This is a genomic window from Streptomyces sp. NPDC039465 (assembly GCF_055639315.1).
Genome location: NZ_JBVKAP010000003.1, coordinates 317,714 through 341,333, shown reverse-complemented (window position 1 = coordinate 341,333; position 23,620 = coordinate 317,714). Strand labels below are relative to the sequence as shown.

Sequence of the window (23,620 nt, the reverse complement as noted above, 5' to 3'; positions counted from 1 at the left end):
CTCACACAGAGGGCCTCCCGCGGCCGCGGGTCAGGCTGTAGCCCCAGATGCCGGCGAGTGCGGCGAGGACCGCGCCGGCGGCCGTCCAGAGCCAGCGGGTGGACCACCAGCCGGACGACCAGCCGCCGTCGGGTTCGACCGCGCGGCCGGCTGACGGGACGAGCGGGGTGGCGAGGGAGCCGTCGACGGCGGACGCGGCGCCCGCGTCGGCGGTGGTGATTTCGAGGGCGGCGTCGACGGGCTGACCGAGGTCGGCGGCCGGGGCCCCGACCACCGTGAGGCGGACGTAGTAGACGCCGGGCAGCGGGTCGTTGGCCCAGGGGTCGGCCAGGGCGCGGACCGTTCGAAGGGTGCAGCTGAGTTCGACCGAGCGGGCGTCCGCGGCGAGGGACTTGATGGTGCTGCCGTAGCGGCATGCCTGGTGGCGGCGCAGGCCGTCGTAGACGTCGAGTTGCCAGGTGTGCGCGCCGCTGCGGGCGGCCGCCTTCTCGGGCAGGGTGACGGTGGCCCGTACGGTGGCGCGATCACCGGCGTCCGCCGGGAACTGCCAGTACAGGTAGTCGCCGGTGGAGGCGTTGGCGGTCGCGCGCTGGCCGGGGCGTACGACCGTGGCGGTACGGAAGGACGTACCGGCTTCGGTGGGGGCGGCCTCGGCGCTCGCGCTCGGCGACGGGGATTCGGCGTGGGCCGTGCCCGGGAGGGCGAGGAGCGCTGCTCCCCCGAGGAGCAGGCTCGCGAGGGTACGTACGGTTCGCATCAGTTGGTCCTCCACACGGTGACGCGCCAGCGGGACAGCCAGCCCCACAGCACACCGGCCGCGAAGCCGATGACGATGAGCGCGGCGAGGAACCACCAGCCGCGGCCGAGGCCGAAGAAGGCGGTGTCGGCGGCTTCGTCGGGGCCGTCGACGACGTCGATGGTCAGCTCGACGGGCAGGCCGGGGGCGGTCTTCACTCCGGCGGGTGCGGAGAAGGAGTTGCTGACGCGCAGGCAGACGGTTTCGCCGACGGGCTTGCCGTCCCCGGTGTCGGAGGCGTCCGCGTCGTCCGTGTCGGGCTTGGGGTAGCGCAGGCCGGTCGAGATGACGTCGGTACGGCCGTCGCCGGCGGCCTCGCCGCGGACCATTTCGCGGCCGTGGACGGTGGAGGCGCGCAGCAGGACGCCGTAGTCGCGGTTGACGGGGCGGTCGGCGGCGACGCTGACGGAGGCGCGCAGTTCCTGGCCGGGCAGCAGGTCGACCTTGTACCAGCGGTGCTGGCCGAAGGTTTCGCGGTCGGAGTAGAGGCCGGTCTTCAGCTGGGGTGCGGTCGCGCAGCTGTCGGCGCCCTGGGTGGGGGCGGGGGTGGCGACGGGGTCGGCGGCCCGGTCCACCAACTGGCCTACCCGGTCGGACAGTTCGTCCTTGTGCCGGATGGAGGTGTACGTACCGCCGGTGGCTTCGGCGATGCACATGAGCTGGGCCCGCATCTTGGCGTTGGGCACGAGGCCGAGGGTGTCGATGGTGAGGCCGATGCCCTTGGCCGCGATCTCGCGGGCCACCTCGCACGGGTCGAGGGGGGCGCAGGTGTCCTCGCCGTCGGTGATGAGGACGATCCGGCGGGTGGCGTTGCCGCCCTCCAGGTCCTTGGCGGCGCCGAGCAGGGCGGGGCCGATGGGGGTCCAGCCGGTGGGCGCGAGGGTCGCGACGGCGGTCTTGGCCTCGGTGCGGTCGAGTGTGCCGACGGGGTAGAGCTGGCGGGTGTCCTTGCAGCCGGTCTCGCGGTCCTTGCCGGGGTAGTCGGCGCCGAGGGTGCGGATGCCGAGCTGCACCTCCTCGGGGACGGCGTCCAGCACTTCGTTGAAGGCCTGCTTGGCGGCGGACATCCGGGTCTGGCCGTCGATGTCCCTGGCCCGCATGGAGCCGCTGACGTCGAGGACCAGCTCGACCTTGGGTGGTTCCTTCGCCGGGGCCGGTTCGGCGTCGGCGACGGCCGGGGCCGGAGCGAGGCCGCCGGTCAGGGTGACCAGCAGCCCGCACACGGCGGCCGCGAGTCGCTTTCGTGTGATCATCGCCGGATCATATTGATCATGCGGCGCGCCGGTCACACCGAGCCCTGCCCGCGGGCAGCGCCTGCACGGGGGCGTACGGCACCGTCACACCTACGCCCCTGACCGCGACCGCCTGGGGGACGGCAGTCCCCCCGGCAGGCTCAGCTCTCGTTCTCGTCCGGGGTGAGCCGCAGCGAGATCGAGTTGATGCAGTAGCGCTGGTCCGTCGGGGTGCCGTAGCCCTCGCCCTCGAAGACATGGCCGAGGTGGGAGCCGCAGCGGGCGCAGCGGACCTCGGTGCGGATCATGCCGTGGGAGGTGTCCGCGAGGAGTTCGACCGCGTCGGAGTCCTTCGGGTCGTAGAAGGACGGCCAGCCGCAGTGGGAGTCGAACTTGGTCTCGGAGCGGAACAGCTCCGCCCCGCAGGCGCGGCAGGAGTAGACGCCGGCCGTCTTGGTGTCCGTGTACTCACCGCGGAAGGCGGGCTCGGTGCCGGCCAGGCGCAGGACCTGGTACTCCGACGGCGTGAGTTCCGCCTGCCACTGCTCGTCGGGCTTTTCCACTTCGTACGCCATCACATGCTCCTCAGCTCGACAGGCGGGCGAGGATCTTCGGACCGAGGTCCGTGACGTCGCCCGCGCCCATGGTGAGAACCAGGTCACCGGGGATCGCCATTCCCGCGATCACGTCCGGGACGGTCTCCTTGTCGTGGACCGGGGTGACGTCGGCGCCCGCCGCGCGGGCCGCGTCGATGATCAGCGCGCTGGTGATGCCGGGGATCGGGTCCTCGCGGGCGGGGTAGATGTCGAGGACCACGGACGCGTCGGCGAGTGCCAGGGCGTCGCCCATCTCCTTGCCGAGCTCCTGGGTGCGGGAGAACAGGTGGGGCTGGAAGACAACGAGGAGGCGGGAGCCTCCGGCGGCGCCGCGCATGGCCTCCAGGTCGGCGGTCATCTCGGTGGGGTGGTGCGCGTACGAGTCGATGACCTGCACGCCCGCCGCCTCGCCCTTGAGCTGGAGGCGGCGGCCGACTCCGGTGTACGCGGTGAGGGCCTGGGCCAGGGCGGCGGGGTCGACGCCCGCGCGGGAGCCGGCGGCGAGGGCGGCGGCGGCGTTGTGGGCGTAGTGGCGGCCGGGGACGGAGACGGTGAAGGTGTGCTCGGCGCCGTCGAGGGCGACGGTGACCTCGCTGGTCATGCCCTTGGGGGTGATGGCGAGGATGCGGGCGTCGGAGCCCTCCGACTCGCCGACGGTGATCACGTTCAGGTCGGCGCGGCCGCGGACCCGGGCGGCGAGCTCGCGGGCGCCGGAGTGCTCGCCGACGACCAGGGTGCCACCGGGGCGGATCTTGGCGACGAACGCCTCGAACGACTCGTAGATCTCGTCCATCGAGGCGTAGTTCGCGTGGTGGTCGAGCTCGACGTTGAGGACGATCGCGACCTCGGGGTCGTACTTCTGGAAGCTGCGGTCGCTCTCGTCCGCCTCCGCGACGAAGATCGCGCCGTCGCCGTGCAGGGCGTTGGTGCCGGGGCCGGCGAGGTCGCCGCCGATGGCGTACGAGGGGTCGAGGCCGAGCTCGGTGAGGGCGACGGCCAGCATCGAGGTGGTCGTGGTCTTGCCGTGCGTACCGGCGACGGCGATCGCGCGCAGGCCGTCCATCAGGCAGGCGAGCGCGTCGGAGCGGTGCACCACGGGGATGGCGAGCTCGGCGGCGCGGGCCAGCTCGGGGTTGTCGGCGCGGATGGCGCTGGAGACGACGACGCAGGTGGCGTCGGAGGCGAGGTGGTCGGCGGCGTGTCCGATGTGGACCGTGGCCCCCAGCGCGCGCAGCGCGTCGGCGGTGGGGGACTCCTTGGCGTCGCTGCCGGCGACCTTGGCGCCGCGCTGGGCGAGGATCTTCGCGATGCCCGACATTCCGGCACCACCGATGCCGATGAAGTGCGGCCGTTCCATGGCTACAGGGACGGCGGCGGCAGGGATGGCGGAGGCCATGCGTGTGTCTCCCCGGGGTGCGGCGTTCATGAGGCCCCCAGCCTAGTTCCTCGCCGCGCCCGGGCCGCCCGGCGCGCGGCCGGGCGGCGGCGCGGGGTGCGCTCAGGCGGATTCCGGCTCGGCGTGCGCGAAGAGCTTGAGGACCGGTACGCCGACCTTGTGGCGGGCCCGGGAGGCCCAGTCTCTGTGGAAGAACTCCTCCACGTAGTGCGGCGCCGTCAGGACGATCACCTCGTCGGCGTCGGACTCGTCCACGACGGCCTTGAGCTTGTCCAGGGGGTGGTCCTCGACGATCTGGCCCACGGCTTCGCAGCCCGCGTCGCGCAGGGCCTGGAGGGAGTGTTCGAGGGCCGCCGTGGCGGGGAGGCGGGCGTCCTTGCCCGCGGGCTCCTCGCCTTCGCGCGCGGCTTCCTTCAGCTCGCCCATGGCCACGTCGTCGATGGCGCGCAGCAGGACGTCCGCCTGGTCGCCGCGGGGCTGCATCAACACGATGAAGGAGACGCCCTCGTCGCCGTGCAGGGTGGTGACGAATTCCACGTCGACGGACGTCAGGGGCTTCTCGATCATCAAAACGCTTGTGAACACTGCGTGAGCCCTTCTGCGGAAACCATCCTTCCCCGTGCCCGCACGGGGTCTGCAGAGTAAGTGTGCCCATCGGGAGCTAACCGGAACGACAAATTCCGCTGATTGTCAGATCCGGCGGTAGCGGGTGAAAAGGAACCCGGACTCCTCCAGCAGCGACGCCAGCGCGAACCGCTCCGGCACCGCCACCGACGGCCCTCCGGCGATCCGCTGCGCACCCCCCGCCGTCATCGTCGGCGAGACCGTCAGGCACAGCTCGTCCAGCACCCCGGCCGCCACCAGCTGGCCCAGCAGCCGCGGCCCGCCCTCGGTGAGCTGGCGGCGCAGCCCGCGCCCGGCCAGCGCCCGCACGGCGCGCTCCGGCTCCACGCCTGGCCCGTCCCCGGCGACGATCACCACCGCGCCCGCCGCCTCGGCGGCGCGGACCCGGTCGGGCGGCGCGGCCGCTCCGGTGAGGATCAGGGTCGGCACGAGCGGCTCGGTGAACAGCGGCAGGCCGAAGTCGAGGTTGAGGGAGGCGCTGACGACGGCGATCGCGGGCGCCGGGCCCTGTCCGGCGGCCTCGCGCCGCTTGGCGAAGGCCTCACGCGCGCGTGCCGGGCGGTAGCCCTCCAGCCGGACCGTTTCCGCGCCGACCACGACCACGTCGGCGAGGGCCCGCAGCGTGCCGAAGATCCGCATGTCCGTATCGCTGGAGATCGGCTGCGAGCGGCCCTCGTGCTGGGCCGCCCCGTCCAGGGAGGAGACCATGTTGGCCCGCAGCCAGGCCCCGGGCCCATGGGCCCCCGCGCCGCCCCCCGCGTCGGCTGAGCCGTCCCCGGAGCCGTCCCCCGCCTCCCCCGTGTCCCCGGAGCGCACAGCGCCCAGGGCGTCCTTCGGGTACGCGTAGGCGTCGGCCAGCTCGTCGAGGGACCACTCCCGGTCCCCGGCGGTGTCGTCGGCTGCTGTCAGGTCGGTCACAGGGAACAGGCGTCGCATCCTCGCAGTCTGACACGGCGCTTACAGTGGGGAACTGTGTCGACCCGTGCCATAACCGAAGCGGCCCCGCTCTCCCTCAGCGCCCGAGAGCCGCATGTCCCCGCCGACCGACTCGTCGCGGAGATGGTGCCGCCGCCGCGCTTCGACGCGGTCCGCTTCGACACGTACATCCCGGACCCGAACCAGCCCAGCCAGACCGAGGCCGTGCGGGTGCTCTCCGCCTTCGCCGGCGGTCTGGGCGGGGCCCACGCCACGGGCGCCGGAAAGCGCCGCTGGTTCGCCCGCAAGCCCGCCGAGCCCACCGGCCCGCGCGGTGTCTACCTGGACGGCGGCTACGGCGTCGGCAAGACCCACCTGCTCGCCTCCCTCTGGCACGCCACGCCCGCCGAGCCCGCCCTGAAGGCCTTCGGCACCTTCGTGGAGCTGACCAACCTGGTCGGCGCCCTCGGCTTCCAGCAGACGGTCAAGACCCTCAGCGGGCACCGTCTGCTGTGCATCGACGAATTCGAGCTGGACGACCCGGGCGACACCGTCCTCGTCTCCTCGCTGCTCGGAAAGCTGGTCGAGGAGGGCGTCGCGCTCGCCGCCACCTCCAACACCCTGCCCGGCAAGCTCGGCGAGGGCCGGTTCGCCGCCGTCGACTTCCTCCGCGAGATCCAGGGCCTGTCCGCCCACTTCCGCCCGCTGCGGATCGACGGCGAGGACTACCGCCACCGCGGCCTGCCCGAGGCGCCCGCGCCATTCTCGGACGAGCAGGTCGCCAAGGCCGCGTACGCCACCGCCGGGTCCTCCCTCGACGACTTCCCGCATCTGCTGGAGCACCTCGCGCGCGTGCACCCGAGCCGGTACGGCGCGCTGACCGACGGCGTCACCGCCGTCTGCCTCACCGACGTCCAGCCCGTCCCGGACCAGTCCACGGCGCTGCGCCTGGTCGTCCTCGCCGACCGGCTGTACGACCGGGAGGTGCCGGTGCTCGCCTCCGGGCTCCCCTTCGACCGGCTCTTCAGTGAAGAAATGCTGAAGGGCGGGTACCGCAAGAAGTACTTCCGGGCGATCTCCCGGCTCACCGCGCTGGCGCGGGACGCAAAGAGGCTTGTGGACCAGTAGGTTGGGGGCCATACCCGATCGAAAGGGATTCACCATGGCCGCTACCCGTTCCGCCCATGCCGTCTGGGAGGGTGACCTCCTCAAGGGCTCGGGCGTCGTCTCCCTCGACTCCTCCGGCATCGGCTCGTACCCGGTCTCCTGGCCGGCGCGCACCGAGGAGCCCGGCGGCAAGACCAGCCCCGAGGAGCTGATCGCGGCCGCGCACTCCTCCTGCTTCAACATGGCGTTCTCCAACATCCTGGCCAAGGCCGGCAACCCGCCGGCCCGTCTGGAGACCAAGGCCGACGTCACCTTCGTGCCGGGTCAGGGCATCACGGGCAGCCACCTCACCGTCCGCGGCGAGGTGCCCGGCCTGGACGCGGAGGAGTTCCAGTCCCTGGCCGAGGACGCCAAGAAGAACTGCCCGGTCAGCCAGGCCCTCACCGGTACGACGATCACCCTCACCGCCGAACTGGCCTGACGCGTAACGCCGGAGACGTCGTACGCCTCATGAGGCGACGTGGTCCGCATGGTGCACGTGAACCACTTCGAGTGGTACACACATGCGGACCACAGTCACATCACCTGTCCGCCAGCAGGGAGTTACCTCATGACCTCCACACCTCCATCCGCATCGGTGCACGCGACACGACGTCAGATCCTCGCCCGCACCGGCGCTTCCGCCGCCTCGATCGCCTTCGCCGGGGCCCTGACCGAACTCTTCACCGGGACCGCCGCCGCCCGCGGCCACGCCGGATACGGCCCGCTCGTCCCCGATCCGGCCGGGCTCCTCGACCTCCCCAAGGGCTTCCGCTACAAGGTGCTGTCCCGGGAGGGTGAACCGCTGCGCTCCGGCGAGGGGCCGGTGCCGAGCAACCACGACGGGATGACCGCCCTCCCCGGCCGCCGCGGCCGGATCCACCTGGTCCGCAACCACGAGAACCGGGCCAACGCCCGCCTCGGCGTCCCCACCGTCGCCGGCCTCACCTACGACCCGGCCGCCAAGGGCGGCTGCACCGCGCTCGAACTCGACGGGCGCGGCAACGTCCTGGCCGAGCGCGTCGCCATCGCCGGGACGGCGGTCAACTGCGCGGGCGGGCCCACTCCCTGGAACACCTGGCTGACCTGCGAGGAGACCGAGGACAAGGCCGGCACCAACGGCTACACCAAGGACCACGGCTTCATCTTCGAGGTCGACCCGGCCGACCCGCACCGCACCGGAGCCGTCCCGCTCACCGCCATGGGCCGCTTCCAGCACGAGGCGATCGCCGTCGATCCGTACAGCGGCATCGTGTACGAGACCGAGGACGCCTTCCAGCGCCCCTTCGGCCTCTTCTACCGCTTCCTGCCCGAGAAGCCGCTCGGCGGCACCGGCTCCCTGCGCGCGGGCGGCGCCCTGGAGGCGATGCGGGTGCCGGGCGTGCCCGACCTCTCCGCGATCCAGGAGACCGGGGCGAGCTTCGACGGCGTGACCTGGGTCCCCGTACCGGACCCGCAGGCGACCACGACCCCCATCCGGCTCCAGGACTTCGGCCCCCAGGGCATAACCCACGCCCAGAAGCTGGAGGGCTGCTACTGGAGCGGTCGGTCCGTCTACTTCGTGTCCAGCTTCGCCCGCGCCCGGGAGGGCTCGGCGGCCGACCACTACGGGCAGGTGTGGCGGTACGAGCCGCACCGCCGCCGGCTCACGCTCGTCGTCGTCTTCGGTCCGGACACGGACCTCCAGCTGCCCGGCGAGTCCCCGGACAACATCTGCCTGGCACCCGGCGGCGGACTGATGGTCAGCGAGGACGGGGACGGGGCGCAGCATGTGTTCGGGGTGACCAAGCGCGGCGAGGTGTACGCGATGGCCCGCAACGCCCAGAACATGGGCACCGCCGACGCACCCGAGTGGGGCGAGTTCGCGGGCGTCACCTTCTCCCCGGACGGGAACACGCTGTACGTCAACTGCTACACGCCGGGCACGACCTTCGCGGTGACCGGCCCCTGGTGCTGACGGGCTGAGCAGGTCGTAGGGGAGCGGCCGCGTGCCGTACGCGTCAAGCGGCCGCCCCACCGCGCTCGCGGGCCGCCCCGATCCGTCGCAGGATCGAGTCGCGGGACGGAATCACGGGATCGAGGGAGCGCGCGACGGGAGGGCCCCATGGCCAGGAAGAAGGACAGCGGCCAGACCGAGCCTCGGCACCCCGAGCGCCTCGGGGACCTGCTGCGCGTACCGGCGGGCGAGCGCCCCGACCTGGCCGCGTATCCGGCGGACGCCGTCCCGGCCGGGCCCACGGACAAGACGGCGGGTCTCGCCGCGACGGACGCGCTCGGCCGGCGCCTCGCCGGGCTCCAGGAGCGGCTGTACGCGGCGAGCACGGCGGGCGACCGCCGCCGCCTGCTGCTGATCCTCCAGGGCATGGACACCAGCGGGAAGGGCGGCACGGTCAAGCACGTCATCGGCCACTTCAACCCCTCGGGCTGCCGGATCAAGGCGTTCAAGGCCCCCACCGACGAGGAGCTGAGCCATCCGTTCCTCTGGCGGATCATGCGGGAGCTGCCGCGCCCGGGCGAGATCGGCATCTTCGACCGCTCGCAGTACGAGGACGTGCTGATCGCCCGGGTCCGTGAGCTGGTCCCGCGCGCCCAGATCGACCGCCGCTACGAGCAGATCAACCGCTTCGAGCAGTCCCTGGCCGAGGACGGGGTGACCGTCGTCAAGGTCTTCCTGCACATCTCCTACGAGGAGCAGCGCCGCCGCCTCCTGGCCCGGCTCGACAACCCGGACAAGCACTGGAAGTTCAGCCCGGGCGACATCGACGAGCGGGCGCTGTGGCCCGCGTACCAGAAGGCGTACACGCTGGCGCTGGAGCACTGCTCGACGGAGGCGGCGCCGTGGTACGTCGTCCCGGCGGACCGCAAGTGGTACCGCAACTGGGCGGTCAGCACGCTGCTCCTGGAGCATCTCGAGGCGCTGGATCCGCGGTATCCGCCGGCCGGTTTCGACGTCGAGGAGTGCAAGCGGCGCCTGCTCGCCCAGGACAGCTAGGGCCGACCCCGAGGAGGGCGAGTGTGGCGGTCCGTAGCCATCGTGCCGCCTCCTCCACCGACATACGCTCCGCCCCGACTTCGTCGCCTGCCGCGTGGCCGAGAGCGGTGACCGCGGCCACCAGCCAGGTGGCCGGCGGTGCCGGGTCGAACTCGCCGGACGCCTGGCCCTTCTCGATCAGCCGGGTGAGCCGGGCGGCGACGGGCTCATGCCGAGCCTGGTCGGCGCCGGCGCCGACGCGGGCGCCTCCGAGCTGGAGGAGCACCGGGTTGCGTGCGAACAGCCGCCAGCCGATGTCCTGGAGCCGCAGCAGCGCGTCCAGGGCAAGGCCGCCGCCCTCTTCCGCCTCGTCCATCGCGGCCATGGCCTGGTCCGTGATCCGGTCGGCGACAGCGTCCAGCAGCGCGTCACGGGTGCCGAAGTGCGCGTACACCGTCTGACGGGTCACGCCGGCCGCGGCAGCGATGGCCGCCATTCCGGCGTCGGGCCGCTCGGCCAGCAGCCGGACCGCGGCGTCCAGCACCGCGACCCTGCTGCGCTCGGCGTCGGCGCGCCGGTGAGGCCGCGCCCTCGACGAGTCGCCCGGGGCCTGGAAAGCAGTCAAGTCTTACATCCTTGTCAAAAATAGAAGCCTCGCCATATCTTACAGATGTGTAAGACATCGATACGGGCTGCCCCACGCATGGCAGGAGCATGGTGAATCCTCTCCACACGAAACCTCCCGAGCAGTTCATCGGCGACTTCTTCACGTCCTTCACCGAAGCCGTGGTCCATGGCGCGGAAGACGCCTCCGACCTGATGTCCCGGTACTACACCCGTGACGTCCTTCACGTCGCCGACGGCGTACGACTGGACTGGGACCGCCTCCTCGCCCATCTCCGCCCCGTACGGAAGAACCTGCGAGAGTTCCGGTTCGAGGTGCACGAGGCGATCGCGGGCGGCGACCGGATCGCGACCCGCTTCACGATCCACGCCCGCATGCGCAAGGGCGGGCCGGTTTCCACCCGGGTCCACATGTTCGCCGAGTTCACCCCCGACGGCCGGCTGCGACGGGCCGAGCAACTCACACGACCCGTCACCGCCACCGGACAGGAGGCGGGCGAGTGATCCGCATGCGCGTCCGGCTCGTCCAGGGCCTCGCCCTGCTGTCCACCGGCGCCCTCGCCGGCGCCTTCGGCTACGGAGCGGCCAACCTCGTCCCCACGTTCAACGCCGTACCCCTCGACATGAGACTGTCCTTCCACGCAAAGTTGATGCAGATGAACGGCATCACCATGCAAGGCGCCATGGGCATGTCGGCGCTCAGCGCCTTCGCGCTCGCCGCCATGACGCGGGGCGCCTCACGGCGGCTGGCCGCGGGAGCCGGGCTCCTCGCCGTCGCGTCGTTCCTGATCACCCGGCTCGGCAACGTCCCCATCAACGGCCGCATCAAGGAGTGGGCGGCCACTTCGGCACCCGCCGATCACGCCGAGATCCTGGCCCGCTGGGAGGCGTTCAACTACGCGCGCACGGGCGCCGCGTTCGCCGCCTTCGCGCTGCTGATCTTCCTCTCCCTGCGCCAGGAAGGTGACGGAGCGGGCGGCGGCCGGGGTGTGCCCGCACAGGAAAGATGATGATCGGATACTTTCCGTGAGTGACCCATTCTGTACGTAAGCTCTCCGGCCTGCTGGCCGTGCTGGCTGCCGGCCTCCTCGCCGGCTGCGGCGGGAAGGCGCCCGACACCGCCACGACCCCCGCGCCCGCCCAGCCGTCGGCCTCCGCCTCGGCCTCGGCGCCGACCTCGACCGGGGAGCGGCGGCCGCCCACCATGGCCCCTGGCCCCGCCGGGCTGACGCCCGTCTTCGAACGGGGCCCGCAGGGCACGGACAAGCGGGTCGCGCTCACCTTCGACGCCGACATGACCGCCGACCAGGGCCCGCGCGCGGCGGCCGGTGAGCGCTTCGACAATCCGGCGCTCATCGAGACCCTGCGCCGGCTCAAGGTGCCCTCGACGGTGTTCATGACCGGCCGCTGGGCGGAGGAGTACCCCGACCAGGCGAAGGCCATCGGCAACGACCCGGTCTTCGAGATCGCCAACCACTCCTACAGCCACTACTCCTTCAAGCCGGACTGCTACGGCCTGCCGGTCCTGCCGCAGAAGGAGATGGCCGCCGACGTCGAGCGCGCCTTCGCCGCCTTCCGCAAGGCGGGCGCGCGCAATGTGGTGCCGTACTTCCGCTTCCCGGGCGGCTGCTACGACGACCGGGCCCTGCGGTCGCTGGCTCCGGCGAAGGTGACGGCCGTGCAGTGGGACGTGGTCAGCGGTGACGCCTTCGCCAAGGACGGCGACGCGGTCGCCGAGCAGGTCCTGGCCGGTGTGAAGCCCGGATCGCTGGTGGTCATGCACTGCACCCGCAGCGCGGCCCCGGTCACGGAGCAGGCGATCCGCAGGATCGTGCCTGAGCTGCGCGCGCGGGGCTACCGCTTCGTGAAGGTCTCCGAGCTGATGGCGGAACGGGGCTGAGCTCCGAGGTCGACGTGTGCCGAGGTCAGCCTGAGCAGGCCGTGCGCTCGGCCTCCCGCCATTCGCAGACCGGGCAGAGTGTGATGCCCTTCGTCGACTCGGGGTACTCGGTCGGCTCGCGGCACAGAACGCACTCCGCCCAGGGCGGCCCGGCGTCCGGCTGAGGGGCGCTTTCGGCGGCCGTGGGAGCAGGCGCGCAATACGGGTCTTCGCGCGTGTGGTCCATGTATTCGAGCGTACTCGCCGCCGCACGCGCCGCCGGAGTCACTCGCGCCACGCCGTGAGCCGACAGGCCAGCGCGACGGCGGCGGCCGCGAGGGCGCCCGCGCCGAGGAGGGCGAGCCAGGGGATGTGTACGGTGCCGTCGCGCGAGCCGGTCACCAGGGCCGCCACGGCGTACTGCGCGGGCGAGCCGGTGGTCACGAGCACCAGCAGGGAGCCGAGCAGGGTCGCCGCGGTCGACCAGCCGCGGCCGCGGATGAGCGGCCTGGAGCACAGCGCTCCGAGGGCCGTGCCGGTCAGCACCGCGACCCCCGCCGCGACCGCCCCCGCGAGCCCGGCGGGCAGCGGTGCCACGTACGCCGAGTAGTCCGCGCTCGTGGGCCGGCTGACGTAGGTGACCAGGGGGGTGACGAGGAGGGCGAGGAGTCCTGTGGTGGCGGTGGCGGTCAGTACGGCCGCCAGGTGGCCCCGCTGACGGCCGGCCACGGCGGCGACGACGTGCCGGGCGGCGGGCGGCTCCTGGTCGAGGCAGATCCGTACGAGCCAGGCGGTGACGGGCACGAGCGCGGCGGTGGCCCAGCCGAGGGCGCCGAGCACGGGCTCGCCGACGCGGACACCGATCCCCAGGAAGATCACGTACAGCAGGACCGGGGGCAGCCAGCGCTGCGAGCGCAGGAGGAGGCCCGACTGGTAGCGGAGGAGTGCGGTCATCGGGGGCGCCCGGTGGTCGTGGGGGCGCCGACGGCGCCCACCTGGTGGATGTGCCAGGGCGGCCGCGCGGTCAGCAGCGCCCGGAGCAGGGCGTCGGAGTCACCCGCGGCGACGGTGAACACGACCGTGCCGTCCGGGCCGGGGGTGTACGAGGGTGCGCCCGGCAGCTCGTGGGGCAGCAGCGGGCCGGAGGCGACGATCCGTACGCGCGGGACGGGTACGGGGTCGGGTTCGGTCGCCGCTGCCAGACGGCCGTGCTCGACGGCGTACACCGCGTCCGGTGCACCGGCGAGGCGCCGCGGGTCGTGGTCGACGAAGACGGCCGTGCCGCCGGCGGCGACCCGTTCGGTGACCGCCCGGTCCAGCTCGGCGCGGGCCGCCGTGTCGAGGCCGGTCCAGGCCTCGTCGAGGACGAGCAGCCCGGGGTCGGCGAGCAGGGCCTGGGCGACGGCGACCTTCTGGCTGGTGCCCTTGGAGAGTTCGGCGAGCGGGGTGTGGGCGTGGGCGCCGGCGCCGAGCCGCTCCAGCCAGTGGGTGGCGCGGGCGGCCGCGGCCGCCCGCCCGAGTCCCTGGATGCGGCCGAGGTGGATGAGATAGCCGTGCGCGGTGAAGGGCAGGGCGGCGGGGAAGCGCTCGGGGACGTACGCCGTGCGAGGCGGGCGGCCCGTGATCCGGCCTTCGGTGGGGGCGTCGATCCCGGCGATCAGCCGCAGCAGCGTGGACTTTCCGGTGCCGTTGGTGCCCTGGATCCGGATCAGCTGGTGCGGGGGCAGCTCGAGTCCTACGCCGCGCAGCACCCACGGCCCCCGCGGACCGTAGCGGCGCCCGACGTCGTCGAGTTTCAGTTCGCCGACGCCTTCTGCGGGGTGAGCTCGCTCGGCCGGACGATCACGAAGCCATCGCCCTCCAGCTTGAGCTGGACGGCTTCGCCCGATCCGCCCCGGAGCATCGAGCCGAGGGACTGGGAGCGGTGCAGTGAGGTGTGCAACTGCGCGCTCCAGCCGACGACGGCGTCGGTGTCGACGAAGACCGGTGCCTGCGGGCTCACAGGGATCACGAGCGGGGTGCCTTCGCAGATGACGGCGAGCTTGCCGTACCCGGTGAAGAGGCTGTTGAAGAGCCCGCCGCCGGTCATGCCGGCGCCCTTCACGGTCTTGATCTCGTAGGAGAGGGTGGCGTCGAAGCAGAGGACGTTGCGGCCGTTGACGGTGAGGGCGTCGCCCTGGTCGATCTCGACGATGAAGCAGTTCTGTGCCTCGTGGGCGAACCACGCCTCGCCCTGGCCGCGGACGGCCATCAGCGGCAGTCCCTCGCCGGTGACGGCGCGCTTGAGCATGCCGCCTATGCCCTGGCCCTTGCGCTCGAACTGGAGGTCGCCGCGGAAGGCGATCATCGATCCCTGCCGTGCGTGCATCTCGCCGTTGACGGCGTACTTGACCGACTTGGTGTTCTGCAGGGTCATGCCGGGGGTGGTGGCCTGCTGTGCGAGGTTCTCGGTGGAGAAAAGATCGCTCTTCATGCGGGGCATCGTCACCCGGAATGATCCGTTCCGCCAAGAACGGCCCCTGCTCGCCCGGAAATCGGCGGATGGCAGACTGACCGGGTGAGCAGCGACGACACCTCCACCACCCCGAACACCCACGCAAGCCAGGACGTGGCGGCCCGATCCCGCGACGAGGCCCCGCAGTTCGTCCTCCCGCTGGTCGTCCGGATCGAGAAGGACGCCCCGCCGGCCCGTACGGACGCGATGGAGACCGCGGCCCGCGCGGTGCTTGAGATCCTCGCCGACGAGCGCTCCCACGGCGAGGGCGAGTGGGCCAGGGCGATGCGGGACTGGCAGGACGCCCGGATCCGCAAGGTCGTGCGCCGGGCGCGCGGCGCGGAGTGGCGCAAGGCGTCGGCGCTGCCCGGTATCACGGTCACCGGTGACACCGCGGAGGTCCGCGTCTTCCCGCCGGTCCCCCTGGACGGCTGGCCGAAGGAACTGGCCAAACTCCAGGTCTCCGGCACGGACTTGGACGACCCGACGGAACCGTCGCCCCCGGACTCCGACAAGGCGGCCCTGCTCTGGCTGAACCCCACCCTCGACATGTCCGCGGGCAAGGCGATGGCCCAGGTAGGCCACGGCGCGCAGCTGCTGTGGTGGGAGATGACGGACGCCGACCGCGCCTCCTGGCAGGCGGCCAGCTTCCCGCTCCACGTCCGCACCGCGACGCCGGACCGCTGGTCCGCGCTGACCACGAGCGGCCTGCCCGTCGTCCGTGACGCCGGTTTCACGGAGATCGCACCAGGCAGCTGCACGGTGGTGGGCGACTTCCCGGCGGGAGGGGACGGTTTCGTCGTAGCCAGTCACTCCGCGAGCCCACAGTGATCAGTGATCCCAACGCGCGATCAAGACGCTTTCAGGTGACGGACCATGACCGCGAAGTTCGGTGAGTCGGGGAACGGCTGCCGATTTCCGACCTTCCGATATCCCCACTCCTCGTACAGCGCCTGAACCTTCGGGTGGTCAGGGTCGACGAGGAGTACAGCCAGGGCCTCAGGCCGCGTCTCGACCAGCGCTCGGTGTAGCCGCTCGCCGGTGCCGGTCTTGCGCCACCGGGGCCGGACCATCAGCTCGGAGACAGAGAACGTGGAGTCATCCGTTGGCGGTTCGCTCACGTGCTCGCGCCACCACTCGCGGCCCGGGGCCGCCGGGGCCCCGTACGCGAACCCGACCGGCTCGCCCTGGTCGTAGCCGATGACGCACGCGAATCCCTCGTTGCCGCCCCAGTGGTCGACGAACCAGGGAAACCGCTGCGTGAACTCGTCATCCATCTTGTCCGCGTAGGCGTGCGCGTGCACGTCCAACAGGGTCTGCCGGATCTTCGGTAGATCGTCGTGGCCGAAGTGTCGTAGTTCGATGGTTGCCGTGCTCACGGGGTGCTCCATTCGGTCCGGTAGCGGTCCATCCACTCGTGTGCGATGTGGGCGGAGGGCGCCAAGGTGATCAGGTCGCGTTGGAAGTCGCCGAGCATCTGCCGCGTCCGGCCGGGTAGCGGCGCCCCGGCCATGATCGTGAAGACTTCGCCGCTGGTGGCGCACGCCTGTTCGACCTCCCCCTGGTGCAGCTGTGCGAGCGCCAGGCGCGCGGTGGTGTGCGCTCGGTTGCGGCGATAGGAGGCGGGGAGAACGGCTAGCGCCCGGTACGCAGCCGCCTCTGCTTCTGCGGGATTGCCGACCACGTCGCGCACGATCGCCGTCAGGGAGTACAGCTCAGCCGGTCCGTAGAACGTGATCCAGGACCGTCGCGGCGCCTCCGCGTCAGCCTTGCTCAAAGCCTCCTCGGCGCGCCCCAGGGACCGCAGGGCGGCACGCTGGTCCCCCTGATAGGCGAGCCCGACAGCGGTCCGGGCGTGCGCGAGTGACGCGTGCAGAGGGCTGCGCCGTGCGGCGGCGGTAGCCTGCGCGGCCTGTGCGGCGGCCACCGCTTCCGCGTAGCCCTTGCTCTGCCGGGCGAGCATCGCTCGTAGATTCCAGACTTGCATGGTCGTCTCGGGGTCCTGAGCCATGCCCGCGAGGGTCAGAGCGCGGTCAAGATGTCTGCCGGCACTGTCGAGCCGTCCGGCGTCGATCAGTGACCAGGCGGCAGTCGCGGTGAAGTCCGAGGCCAAGGCGAACAGCCGTTGCCGTACGCGCTGCGTCGTGGATCGCTTCTGGAGGCCGAGGGCTTCTGAGGCTCCGGCGAGGGCGGCTCGTTCGAGGTCGCCGTGTCCCCCGCGTTCGGCGTCGACTGCGACGAGGGTCTCGACATGGTCACGGAGCCGGATCACATCGGCGGTACCGACTGGACTGGGGCGGGAGGGGGTGACTGCGAGGGGTACGGCGACTGCGACGGCGGTGCCGGCGGCCGCGCCGACGAACCGGCGGCGGTGCACTGAGGGGTCCTCCTCCGGTGGGGCTGTCTTTCGATTCCCCCGAGGCACGAACCCTAGGCCGGTGGCGGTGCGGCCGGTCACCGTCTCCAAGGCTCGGCGCTGGCGTTCCTGAGGCCACTGGTTCTCACCGGACAGCCACCGGAACACGGTCCTCTCCGATGTGCTGCCGGTCTTGCCGGTGAGGTCCCGGATGGCGTCGTTGACGGCGTCGGCCAGCTCTGCGGCTGAAATCTGTTGATCGTCCATCCAGGCGGCCAGGGCCTCGTTCTTGGTCTCCGCCATGCGATCACGGTAGAGCGCGCGCGCCGTCACGAAAAGTAAAGAGAGAGTCAATTCGTCAGACTTGCCGCGACCGTCTCGCCCAACTTCGTCATGGCCGACGGGCGGTGACAGCGAGTTAGGTGGTGTGTACGACCCCGGCTGCACCCGTCTCCCGTCAGAGGGCAGCCGGGGTCCCCGACCCCACCACGAGCAACGAGGTCGCGACAATGACGATGACCGCCGCACGACCCGCGGCACCCCGGACGGACCCCGGCGTCACGGGACACCCCGGATACACCGTGGGCCTGTCGTGCCTGCCGCCGAGTGTGGCCCTGGCACGGATGGCCGCGCGGACGACCGTGCAGTGCTGGGGCGTACCCGAGGAGCTGGCCGCGGACGTCGCACTGATCGCGAGTGAGCTGGTGACCAACGCCGTCCAGCACGCGGCCAGTGGCGACCCGGAGTTCCCGGCCCGCTGCCGCCTCACCTTCGAGCGCCCCGCCCCGGACACTGTCCGGGTAGAGGTCTTGGACAGCTACGAAGACCGCACCGTCAAGCGCCGCGCGGGCGACAGCGACGAGTCCGGACGGGGCCTGTTCCTGGTCGAAGCGTTCGCCGTCTCCTGGGGCGTCACCCGCCGAAAGGACGGCAAGACCGTGTGGGCCGTACTCAAGGCGGGCACATGAGCGGCGCTCACGCACGGCTCGCTCCTCAGCCGCCCCTGCCGCGCCGTGCTCCTCCGCGAGTGCGGGCTGCGCACCGGCCCTCACGAAGTCCGGCTGCCGCACCGGCGCAGCACTGAACACCCCGTACTTGACATCCCCTACGCACACTCCTGCCGTTGAAGGAGGCCCACGTGACCACGCGTCACTCAGTCCGTCTCCTGGACAAGCGGACCCTCGAACGCCTCGCGGTCTCCACCTGGGTCGACGCCGCGCCGATACCGCGGAGCCGCATGCTCATCACTTTCGACCCCTTCCGGCCAGGAGGGGCGCCCGACCGCATGCTCCCGGCGCTGCTCGCCCTGGCGCACGGCCTGGACCTCACTCCGGCGAGGGAGGCCTCCAGGTACGAGGAGCGGCGCGTCCGCATGACCACGCTGGTCGTTGCCCTCGACTACGGCCACACCGACCACTTCATGGCCATCCCGTGGCCGGGCCCGGACTGGCAGGCCATCGCCCGTGCCTCCCGGCGGGTCCACATCTCGCTAGGTCTCGATCCGCTGCCTGGTGGCCCCTCCCGGGAGGAGAGGGATTCCTACCTCGCCCGTACGTCGGCGATCGGCCGACTGTGGACCGGTACCTGCCTCGTGTACTGACTGATCGGAAAGGAGACTTCCCATGGCCGCACTCAAGGGCCGGTGCGAGACGTGCCACGACACCTACGCGACGCTGGTAGCCGCGACACCAGACCGCGACATCTACGCCTGCGCGCAGCACCGCCACGCCCTGGCCGCGCCTGCAAGCGACGTACTGACTCAACTGGCCCAGCTCCAGCGGCAGGCCGGCGTACACAGGACGCGGTGACCGAGCTCCCGTCCGCCGGCGGCGCCGATCGTCAGCGGACGGGTACGCACGGCCCCGGCCGGTCTTGGGAGCGTCCGGCCGGGGTTCGTCCACCCACCAGACCGGGAGCACAACATGACCACGCAAGCCGTCCGCCCCGCGCGGACGCTCCTCACCGACGCACAGTTCAACGACGTCCGCATGACCATCCTCGGCAACAACCCCGGCATGGATCCCGCCATTGCCGACCGCATCCTCGTCGACTCACTCGGTTTCGTCGCGACCGCGGCGTCCAGCCCCGGCACCGGTCTGGCCCCGAGCCGGGTCGTCGACGAGAAGCCGAACTAGGAGGAGCCCGTGCCCACGGAGTGGATCGACCCGCGGTACAAGACCGTCGTCGAGGCGGTGCGGCGCGAGCAGCGCCCTGAAGGAGATCTGGACCGCACGGGCCCCCGTCCGGCTCGGGGGTTCGTCGTTACGGAGAACCCCGAAGCCTGACCCAGACGGCCCCGGTCGGCCCGTCCCCCAATGCAACGGCCGGGGCCCAAACCTTCCGTTGGTGGACGAAGTGCCCCCGATCCGGAGGGCGTTGAACGCCAGCGTACGAGAATCCGTACCTCCCTGTACCGCGAAGTAGGTTGTACGCCCACCGCGGCAGCGGTTGCGTGCACACTGCGGTGTCACACTTCGGATCGGGAGGCAGACTTGTTGCGGCGCATCAACGGGACGGCACTCATCATCGCGGCGCTCGTCGCCACAGTGGGCGCACTCGCCTTCCCTGTCTGGTCCTACGCCGACCGCTCCGGCACCGGCCAGGCCAATCTCAACGCCTCGACGGTCGCCACGCAGTGGGGGCCGCTCTCGGCGACCGATCGGGACTTCCTTGTGAAGGTACGGCTCGCGGGGCTGTGGGAGCTGCCCGCCGGGCAGCAGGCCATCGAGCGGGCGCCCAGTCAGGCGATCAAGGACGCCGGTGACCATCTGGTCGTCGGGCACGCCGACCTCGACCGGCGGGCCCGGGACGTGGCGGCGAAGCTGGGGGTGGAGCTGCCCAACCAGCCCACCGAACAGCAGCAGGGTTGGCTGCGCGAGCTGTCGGCCGCCCGGGGGCAGGAGTACGAGCGGAAGTTCGCCAATCTGCTGCGCAACGCGCACGGCAAGGTGTTCGCGCTGGTCGCGCAGGTCCGGCACACCACACGTAACACGCTGATACGGCAGCTGGCGTCCGACGCCAACCAGACGGTGCTCGACCACATCACCATGCTGGAGGCGACCGGGATGGTCGACTTCGACGCCATCGCGAACGAGGCGGCGGGCGGCGCGACCGCGAGCCCGACCGGCCCGCCGCCGCCCAATGGCAACCTTCCGCCCGCGCCGTCCCCGGCCGTGCCGACCGGTGAGGACCAGTCCTTCACGTCCCGGCCCTCCACCGGCCCCGGCGCGCCGACGGCGATCAATACCAACCGGCCGGCGATGGAGCACTGACGCGCCGACTTCGCCCCGGAACCTCAAATGAACCTCTGAACGTCCCCCTGTTCGGATTCACGGCCGCCCGGCGGGGCCATTACCCCTGCACCGCCGCACAACGGGGCGCAGAGGAGGGGACATGACGGGGACCATGGAGCTCGGTATCGGCATCGGCTGGCGTCCGGAGATCGCGGACGCGGTGGAGGCGCTGCCCGGTGTCGACTGGGTGGAGGTGGTCGCGGAGAACATCTGCGCCGGCCACCTCCCCGACTCCCTCGCGCGGCTGCGCGCCCGCGGCACGAAAGTGATCCCGCACGGAGTCTCGCTCGGCCTGGGCGGCGCCGACCGCCCGGACCCCGGACGGCTCGCCGAGCTCGCCGAGAAGGCCACGGCGCTCGGCGCGCCGCTGGTCACCGAGCACATCGCCTTCGTACGGGCCGGAGGCGCGCTCACCGCGACACCGGCCCTGGAGGCGGGCCATCTGCTCCCCGTCCCGCGCACCTGGGACGCGCTCGACGTGCTCTGCGAGAACGTCCGTATCGCCCAGGACGCGCTGCCGGTGCCCCTGGCGCTGGAGAACATCGCCGCGCTGATCTCCTGGCCCGGCGAGGAGCTGACGGAAGGACAGTTCCTGTCGGAGCTCGTGGCGCGGACCGGCGTACGGCTCCTGATCGACGTGGCCAACCTCCACACCAACCACGTCAACCGCGGCGAGGACCCGGCCAAGGCGCTCGCCGAGCTGCCCGCAGAGGCCATCGCGTACGTCCATGTGGCGGGCGGCGTCGAGCGCGACGGCGTCTGGCACGACACCCACGCCCACCCCGTCCCCCGGCCAGTCCTGGACATCCTCCACGAGCTGCGCACGCGCGTGTCGCCGCCGGGCGTCCTGCTGGAGCGGGACGACGACTTCCCTCCGGCGCAGGAGCTGGCCTCGGAGCTGACGGCGATCCGCGAGACGCTGGCGCGAGCCGCCGGCGAGGCGAAGCCGGACACCCCCTCCCCCGCCGCCGTCCCGGACTCCACCCAGGCGACCGCCACCGACGCCGCGCGCGGCCGGCTCGGTGTCGCCCAGGCCGCGTTGCTGTCGGCCCTCGTCGCCGGGACGCCAGCGCCCGAGGGGTTCGACAGGGGGCGGCTGCGGGTGCAGAGCCGGGCGCTCGCCGCCAAGCGGGCGGACGTGGTGGCCAAGGTGGCGCCGGAGCTGCCGGAGATCCTCGGGGGCGGCTACCGGCCGGCCTTCCTCGCGTACGCCAGGACCCGGCCGATGCGCGGCGGCTACCGCCGCGACGCGCTGGACTTCGCCGAGCATCTGCTGGTCGCCGGGGAGCCCGCGGACGCCGCCGCGCGGCGGCTGCTCACCCGCTGGTGGCAGGAGCGCGCCGGGGCGCGCCCGCCCGGCCGGGCGACCCGGATGGTGCGGGCGGCCCGCGCGGCGCTGGTGCGGGGGTGACGGGACCATGGACGCTCTGCCCGCTCTGATCTTCTTCGCCGTCGTCATCAGCTCCGTCGTCCTGATCGTCCAGGTGCGGTCGGTGCGCCGCGGGTCCGGCGGTTCGGTCCACGACCTGTCCGAGGTCGCCTTCCTCAACGGCGGCCCGGCCCGCGTCGTGGACACGGCGCTCGCCGCCATGCAGGCGGACGGCCGGATCGCGGTCGGCGGCCCCGGCATCCTGACCGTCGTACGCCCCACCGCGTACCACCCCGTCGAGCGCGCCGTGCTCCAGGAGCACGCGACCGCTCCGACCGGCGCCCTGCACACCCTGCGCCTGGCCGTCATGCGCCACCCGGCGGTGCAGGAGATCGGCGACGGGCTGGCCGCCCGGGGGCTGCTGGTCCCGCCGGACGCGCGGCGCCGGGGCGTGCGCTGGGCGGCCTGGCAGGGGTTCGGCTGTCTCGCGCTGCTGCTGGTGTCGTTCGTCCTCACATTCGCGCCGGGGGCGACGGCCGGGGGCGTCCCGTTCGTCGTGATGGTCCTTCCCTCGCTGCTGCCCGGCGGCCTTGTCGCGCTGGTCTGCGCGGGGTATGCCTCCGGCCGGATCACCGCGGCCGGGCGGCGCGCCGCCCTCCAGTACTACCGGGACAACGTCTACCTCGCCGACGCCGGACACCTCGTGGCCCTGCGCGGGCTGCGGGCGCTGCCGGACCCGGTGATGCGGGAGCAGCTGACGGCGGCGGCCCGCCACTACGTGCCGTCCGGCGGTGGTTCGTCGTCGTCCGACGCGGCGTTCCCGGTGGTGGTGTGGTGCGCCGCGAGCTCCGGCGGCTCCTCCTGCGGCGCATTCGGCGGCGGAGGCGGGGGTGGGGGTTCGTCCTGCGGGGTCGGCTCGGGCGGCGGCGGTGGCTCCAGCTGCTCCGGTTCCAGCGGCGGCTCCAGCTGTTCCAGCTCCAGCGGCGGTTCGAGCTGTTCGAGCTCCAGCGGCGGTTCGAGCTGCTCGAGTTCGAGTTCCAGCTCCTGAACCCGCCTCGGGGACAGCCCCAACTCCCCTCTCCTCATTGTCCGGATCGTGGAATATCGGTGGCGCCCGGGCCTCCTCGTCCCGTAGAAACTCCGCCATGCTCCTCTGGGTCCCGCTCCTGCTGGTGGCATGCGCCATCGCCGCTCTCAGCTGTGCCCGGCTGTGCCTGGCCGCCGTGGAGGCCGCGCGTCCCACCCCGCCGCCGCCGGACCCGGAGCGGGCCCGCGCGCTGAGCCTCGCCGAGGCCGCGTATCTGTCCGGCGGGCCCCTGCGGGTCGCCGACCTGACCCTGCTGTCCATGCACCGCCACCGCCGCCTCCTGCTCGCGCACACCGGCTGGGTCACCGTCGTCGACCCGCGCGGACGCGACCCCCTGGAGCGGGCGGTGCTCGGGGCGATAGGCCCCGAGGAGCAGTGCCGTACCGCCCCGATACGGCCCCTGGTGGCCGCCGCCGATCCCGTACGCGTCCTCGCGGACCGGCTGGTCGCGAACGGGCTGGCCGTGCCGGACGGCGGGCGGCGCAGTGTGGCGGGCGGGGTCCGGGCCGTACGGGGCGCGCTGGCGCTGGCCCTCCTGCTGGGCGTGGCAGCGCTGCTGACAGCCCCTCAGGGGGACATGGCCTCGGTGCTCAGCTGGTTCACGATGCCGGTGGTGCTCACGGGGGGCTGTCTGCTCGTCGCCCGCATGGAGGTGTATCCGTACACCCGCTGGGCCTCCCCCGCCGGGCAGGCGCTGCTCGGGGCGCTGACCTCCGACGATCCGCTGGCGGTCGTCGCCACGCGTGGCGTCCAGGCCCTGGACGACCCGGAGTTGCTGGCGGCGCTCACGGCGGGCCGGGGGGCGCGGCCCGGTCACTGAGCGCGGCGCGCACGGCCCGGCC

At 72.3% G+C, this 23,620-nt stretch carries 30 protein-coding genes; 17 read left to right on the top strand and 13 right to left on the bottom strand.

All coding sequences use genetic code 11. The annotated features are described in order from the left end of the window. Nucleotide 1 precedes the first annotated feature (1 nt). The 6 genes from ACZ7LT_RS12035 to ACZ7LT_RS12010 all read right to left on the bottom strand — a co-directional run bounded on the left by ACZ7LT_RS12035 (nt 2) and on the right by ACZ7LT_RS12010 (nt 5,580). On the bottom strand, nt 2-757 hold the full coding sequence (locus ACZ7LT_RS12035; RefSeq protein ID WP_471235897.1) for a hypothetical protein: 756 nt from the start codon (nt 755-757) through the stop codon (nt 2-4). Continuing rightward, nucleotides 757-2,049 carry a VWA domain-containing protein gene (locus ACZ7LT_RS12030; RefSeq protein WP_471235896.1) on the bottom strand — a complete coding sequence of 431 codons (1,293 nt, stop codon included), beginning with the start codon at nt 2,047-2,049 and terminating at the stop codon, nt 757-759. The genes ACZ7LT_RS12035 and ACZ7LT_RS12030 overlap by 1 nt, the downstream gene beginning before the upstream one ends. 140 nt (nt 2,050-2,189) lie before the next feature. Continuing rightward, on the bottom strand, nt 2,190-2,603 hold the full coding sequence (msrB, locus tag ACZ7LT_RS12025) for a peptide-methionine (R)-S-oxide reductase MsrB (protein ID WP_019890202.1): 414 nt from the start codon (nt 2,601-2,603) through the stop codon (nt 2,190-2,192). A gap of 10 nt (nt 2,604-2,613) precedes the next feature. Then, nucleotides 2,614-4,020, bottom strand: coding sequence for a UDP-N-acetylmuramate--L-alanine ligase (gene murC, locus ACZ7LT_RS12020; RefSeq protein WP_471235895.1), 1,407 nt, complete (start codon nt 4,018-4,020; stop codon nt 2,614-2,616). A gap of 102 nt (nt 4,021-4,122) precedes the next feature. Further along, nucleotides 4,123-4,605, bottom strand: coding sequence for an indole-3-glycerol phosphate synthase (locus ACZ7LT_RS12015; RefSeq protein WP_471235894.1), 483 nt, complete (start codon nt 4,603-4,605; stop codon nt 4,123-4,125). Between the two features lie 105 nt (nt 4,606-4,710). Next, on the bottom strand, nt 4,711-5,580 hold the full coding sequence (locus ACZ7LT_RS12010) for a pyrimidine reductase family protein (RefSeq protein WP_471235893.1): 870 nt from the start codon (nt 5,578-5,580) through the stop codon (nt 4,711-4,713). A gap of 36 nt (nt 5,581-5,616) precedes the next feature. On the opposite strand from ACZ7LT_RS12010, the gene zapE reads away from it, so the two are divergent. The 4 genes from zapE (at nt 5,617) to ACZ7LT_RS11990 (ending at nt 9,697) form a co-directional block, all read left to right on the top strand. Further along, complete coding sequence (gene zapE, locus ACZ7LT_RS12005; RefSeq protein ID WP_471235892.1) at nt 5,617-6,687, top strand: cell division protein ZapE; 1,071 nt, start codon at nt 5,617-5,619, stop codon at nt 6,685-6,687. A gap of 34 nt (nt 6,688-6,721) precedes the next feature. Then, complete coding sequence (locus ACZ7LT_RS12000; RefSeq protein ID WP_471235891.1) at nt 6,722-7,147, top strand: OsmC family protein; 426 nt, start codon at nt 6,722-6,724, stop codon at nt 7,145-7,147. A 129-nt stretch (nt 7,148-7,276) separates the two neighbouring features. Further along, nucleotides 7,277-8,662, top strand: a complete 1,386-nt coding sequence (locus ACZ7LT_RS11995; RefSeq protein ID WP_471235890.1) for an alkaline phosphatase PhoX — start codon at nt 7,277-7,279, stop codon at nt 8,660-8,662. 147 nt (nt 8,663-8,809) lie between these two features. Next, on the top strand, nt 8,810-9,697 hold the full coding sequence (locus tag ACZ7LT_RS11990; RefSeq protein ID WP_471235889.1) for a polyphosphate kinase 2 family protein: 888 nt from the start codon (nt 8,810-8,812) through the stop codon (nt 9,695-9,697). On the opposite strand, the gene ACZ7LT_RS11985 is transcribed toward ACZ7LT_RS11990, so the two are convergent. Next, nucleotides 9,591-10,301, bottom strand: coding sequence for a TetR/AcrR family transcriptional regulator (locus tag ACZ7LT_RS11985; protein WP_471235888.1), 711 nt, complete (start codon nt 10,299-10,301; stop codon nt 9,591-9,593). The genes ACZ7LT_RS11990 and ACZ7LT_RS11985 overlap by 107 nt on opposite strands. 89 nt (nt 10,302-10,390) lie before the next feature. Here ACZ7LT_RS11985 and ACZ7LT_RS11980 point away from each other — a divergent pair, with 89 nt between their 5' ends. The 3 genes from ACZ7LT_RS11980 to ACZ7LT_RS11970 are packed head-to-tail and all read left to right on the top strand — an operon-like array spanning nt 10,391 to nt 12,200. Then, nucleotides 10,391-10,804, top strand: a complete 414-nt coding sequence (locus ACZ7LT_RS11980; RefSeq protein WP_471235887.1) for a nuclear transport factor 2 family protein — start codon at nt 10,391-10,393, stop codon at nt 10,802-10,804. A gap of 5 nt (nt 10,805-10,809) precedes the next feature. Then, nucleotides 10,810-11,310: an anthrone oxygenase family protein gene (locus tag ACZ7LT_RS11975; protein WP_471236335.1), complete on the top strand. Its 501-nt coding sequence runs from the start codon at nt 10,810-10,812 to the stop codon at nt 11,308-11,310. A 20-nt stretch (nt 11,311-11,330) separates the two neighbouring features. Continuing rightward, complete coding sequence (locus tag ACZ7LT_RS11970; RefSeq protein ID WP_471235885.1) at nt 11,331-12,200, top strand: polysaccharide deacetylase family protein; 870 nt, start codon at nt 11,331-11,333, stop codon at nt 12,198-12,200. Between the two features lie 25 nt (nt 12,201-12,225). Here ACZ7LT_RS11970 and ACZ7LT_RS11965 read toward each other — a convergent pair whose 3' ends face one another. The 4 genes from ACZ7LT_RS11965 to ACZ7LT_RS11950 are packed head-to-tail and all read right to left on the bottom strand — an operon-like array spanning nt 12,226 to nt 14,652. Next, nucleotides 12,226-12,426, bottom strand: a complete 201-nt coding sequence (locus ACZ7LT_RS11965; RefSeq protein WP_471235884.1) for a hypothetical protein — start codon at nt 12,424-12,426, stop codon at nt 12,226-12,228. Between the two features lie 38 nt (nt 12,427-12,464). After that, nucleotides 12,465-13,133, bottom strand: coding sequence for an ABC transporter (locus ACZ7LT_RS11960; RefSeq protein WP_471235883.1), 669 nt, complete (start codon nt 13,131-13,133; stop codon nt 12,465-12,467). Next, nucleotides 13,130-13,930, bottom strand: coding sequence for an ABC transporter ATP-binding protein (locus ACZ7LT_RS11955; RefSeq protein ID WP_471235882.1), 801 nt, complete (start codon nt 13,928-13,930; stop codon nt 13,130-13,132). The genes ACZ7LT_RS11960 and ACZ7LT_RS11955 overlap by 4 nt, the downstream gene beginning before the upstream one ends. 44 nt (nt 13,931-13,974) lie before the next feature. Beyond that, on the bottom strand, nt 13,975-14,652 hold the full coding sequence (locus tag ACZ7LT_RS11950; protein WP_471235881.1) for an AIM24 family protein: 678 nt from the start codon (nt 14,650-14,652) through the stop codon (nt 13,975-13,977). Nucleotides 14,653-14,787: 135 nt separating this feature from the next. On the opposite strand from ACZ7LT_RS11950, the gene ACZ7LT_RS11945 reads away from it, so the two are divergent. After that, nucleotides 14,788-15,504 carry a peptidyl-tRNA hydrolase gene (locus ACZ7LT_RS11945; RefSeq protein ID WP_471236334.1) on the top strand — a complete coding sequence of 239 codons (717 nt, stop codon included), beginning with the start codon at nt 14,788-14,790 and terminating at the stop codon, nt 15,502-15,504. A gap of 20 nt (nt 15,505-15,524) precedes the next feature. Here the strand turns inward: ACZ7LT_RS11945 and ACZ7LT_RS11940 are convergent, their stop codons facing one another. Further along, nucleotides 15,525-16,064: a GNAT family N-acetyltransferase gene (locus ACZ7LT_RS11940; RefSeq protein WP_471235880.1), complete on the bottom strand. Its 540-nt coding sequence runs from the start codon at nt 16,062-16,064 to the stop codon at nt 15,525-15,527. After that, complete coding sequence (locus ACZ7LT_RS11935) at nt 16,049-17,362, bottom strand: XRE family transcriptional regulator (RefSeq protein WP_471235879.1); 1,314 nt, start codon at nt 17,360-17,362, stop codon at nt 16,049-16,051. The genes ACZ7LT_RS11940 and ACZ7LT_RS11935 overlap by 16 nt, the downstream gene beginning before the upstream one ends. A 182-nt stretch (nt 17,363-17,544) precedes the next feature. On the opposite strand from ACZ7LT_RS11935, the gene ACZ7LT_RS11930 reads away from it, so the two are divergent. The 9 genes from ACZ7LT_RS11930 (at nt 17,545) to ACZ7LT_RS11890 (ending at nt 23,598) form a co-directional block, all read left to right on the top strand. Then, nucleotides 17,545-17,997, top strand: a complete 453-nt coding sequence (locus ACZ7LT_RS11930) for an ATP-binding protein (protein ID WP_471235878.1) — start codon at nt 17,545-17,547, stop codon at nt 17,995-17,997. A gap of 170 nt (nt 17,998-18,167) precedes the next feature. Further along, a complete protein-coding gene (locus ACZ7LT_RS11925) occupies nt 18,168-18,629 on the top strand; it encodes a hypothetical protein (RefSeq protein WP_471235877.1) in 462 nt (153 codons plus the stop codon). 22 nt (nt 18,630-18,651) lie between these two features. Continuing rightward, on the top strand, nt 18,652-18,837 hold the full coding sequence (locus ACZ7LT_RS11920; RefSeq protein WP_471235876.1) for a hypothetical protein: 186 nt from the start codon (nt 18,652-18,654) through the stop codon (nt 18,835-18,837). A 114-nt stretch (nt 18,838-18,951) separates the two neighbouring features. Next, the gene (locus ACZ7LT_RS11915) at nt 18,952-19,164 is read left to right on the top strand and encodes a hypothetical protein (RefSeq protein ID WP_471235875.1); all 213 of its coding nucleotides are present in this window, start codon (nt 18,952-18,954) and stop codon (nt 19,162-19,164) included. Between the two features lie 9 nt (nt 19,165-19,173). After that, the gene (locus ACZ7LT_RS11910; RefSeq protein WP_471235874.1) at nt 19,174-19,314 is read left to right on the top strand and encodes a hypothetical protein; all 141 of its coding nucleotides are present in this window, start codon (nt 19,174-19,176) and stop codon (nt 19,312-19,314) included. A gap of 210 nt (nt 19,315-19,524) precedes the next feature. Further along, nucleotides 19,525-20,301 (top strand): DUF4142 domain-containing protein, encoded by a 777-nt coding sequence (locus ACZ7LT_RS11905; RefSeq protein ID WP_471236333.1) that lies wholly within the window; start codon nt 19,525-19,527, stop codon nt 20,299-20,301. Nucleotides 20,302-20,434: 133 nt separating this feature from the next. Continuing rightward, entirely contained in the window at nt 20,435-21,733 is a 1,299-nt protein-coding gene (locus ACZ7LT_RS11900) for an MbnB/TglH/ChrH family RiPP precursor modification enzyme (protein WP_471236332.1), read from the top strand. Nucleotides 21,734-21,740: 7 nt separating this feature from the next. After that, nucleotides 21,741-22,739 (top strand): TIGR04222 domain-containing membrane protein, encoded by a 999-nt coding sequence (locus ACZ7LT_RS11895; protein ID WP_471235873.1) that lies wholly within the window; start codon nt 21,741-21,743, stop codon nt 22,737-22,739. Between the two features lie 97 nt (nt 22,740-22,836). Then, entirely contained in the window at nt 22,837-23,598 is a 762-nt protein-coding gene (locus ACZ7LT_RS11890; RefSeq protein ID WP_471235872.1) for a TIGR04222 domain-containing membrane protein, read from the top strand. The last annotated feature ends 22 nt before the right edge of the window (nt 23,599-23,620 follow it).

Coding starts and splice junctions, on each gene's coding strand:
- ACZ7LT_RS12035 (WP_471235897.1), bottom strand. CDS start 757: ATGCGAACCGTACGTACCCTCGCGAGCCTGCTCCTCGGGGGAGCAGCG.
- ACZ7LT_RS12030 (WP_471235896.1), bottom strand. CDS start 2,049: ATGATCACACGAAAGCGACTCGCGGCCGCCGTGTGCGGGCTGCTGGTC.
- msrB (WP_019890202.1), bottom strand. CDS start 2,603: ATGGCGTACGAAGTGGAAAAGCCCGACGAGCAGTGGCAGGCGGAACTC.
- murC (WP_471235895.1), bottom strand. CDS start 4,020: ATGGCCTCCGCCATCCCTGCCGCCGCCGTCCCTGTAGCCATGGAACGG.
- ACZ7LT_RS12010 (WP_471235893.1), bottom strand. CDS start 5,580: ATGCGACGCCTGTTCCCTGTGACCGACCTGACAGCAGCCGACGACACC.
- ACZ7LT_RS12000 (WP_471235891.1), top strand. CDS start 6,722: ATGGCCGCTACCCGTTCCGCCCATGCCGTCTGGGAGGGTGACCTCCTC.
- ACZ7LT_RS11995 (WP_471235890.1), top strand. CDS start 7,277: ATGACCTCCACACCTCCATCCGCATCGGTGCACGCGACACGACGTCAG.
- ACZ7LT_RS11990 (WP_471235889.1), top strand. CDS start 8,810: ATGGCCAGGAAGAAGGACAGCGGCCAGACCGAGCCTCGGCACCCCGAG.
- ACZ7LT_RS11980 (WP_471235887.1), top strand. CDS start 10,391: ATGGTGAATCCTCTCCACACGAAACCTCCCGAGCAGTTCATCGGCGAC.
- ACZ7LT_RS11975 (WP_471236335.1), top strand. CDS start 10,810: ATGCGCGTCCGGCTCGTCCAGGGCCTCGCCCTGCTGTCCACCGGCGCC.
- ACZ7LT_RS11965 (WP_471235884.1), bottom strand. CDS start 12,426: ATGGACCACACGCGCGAAGACCCGTATTGCGCGCCTGCTCCCACGGCC.
- ACZ7LT_RS11960 (WP_471235883.1), bottom strand. CDS start 13,133: ATGACCGCACTCCTCCGCTACCAGTCGGGCCTCCTCCTGCGCTCGCAG.
- ACZ7LT_RS11950 (WP_471235881.1), bottom strand. CDS start 14,652: ATGAAGAGCGATCTTTTCTCCACCGAGAACCTCGCACAGCAGGCCACC.
- ACZ7LT_RS11940 (WP_471235880.1), bottom strand. CDS start 16,064: ATGGAGCACCCCGTGAGCACGGCAACCATCGAACTACGACACTTCGGC.
- ACZ7LT_RS11930 (WP_471235878.1), top strand. CDS start 17,545: ATGACCGCCGCACGACCCGCGGCACCCCGGACGGACCCCGGCGTCACG.
- ACZ7LT_RS11920 (WP_471235876.1), top strand. CDS start 18,652: ATGGCCGCACTCAAGGGCCGGTGCGAGACGTGCCACGACACCTACGCG.
- ACZ7LT_RS11915 (WP_471235875.1), top strand. CDS start 18,952: ATGACCACGCAAGCCGTCCGCCCCGCGCGGACGCTCCTCACCGACGCA.
- ACZ7LT_RS11900 (WP_471236332.1), top strand. CDS start 20,435: ATGGAGCTCGGTATCGGCATCGGCTGGCGTCCGGAGATCGCGGACGCG.
- ACZ7LT_RS11895 (WP_471235873.1), top strand. CDS start 21,741: ATGGACGCTCTGCCCGCTCTGATCTTCTTCGCCGTCGTCATCAGCTCC.
- ACZ7LT_RS11890 (WP_471235872.1), top strand. CDS start 22,837: ATGCTCCTCTGGGTCCCGCTCCTGCTGGTGGCATGCGCCATCGCCGCT.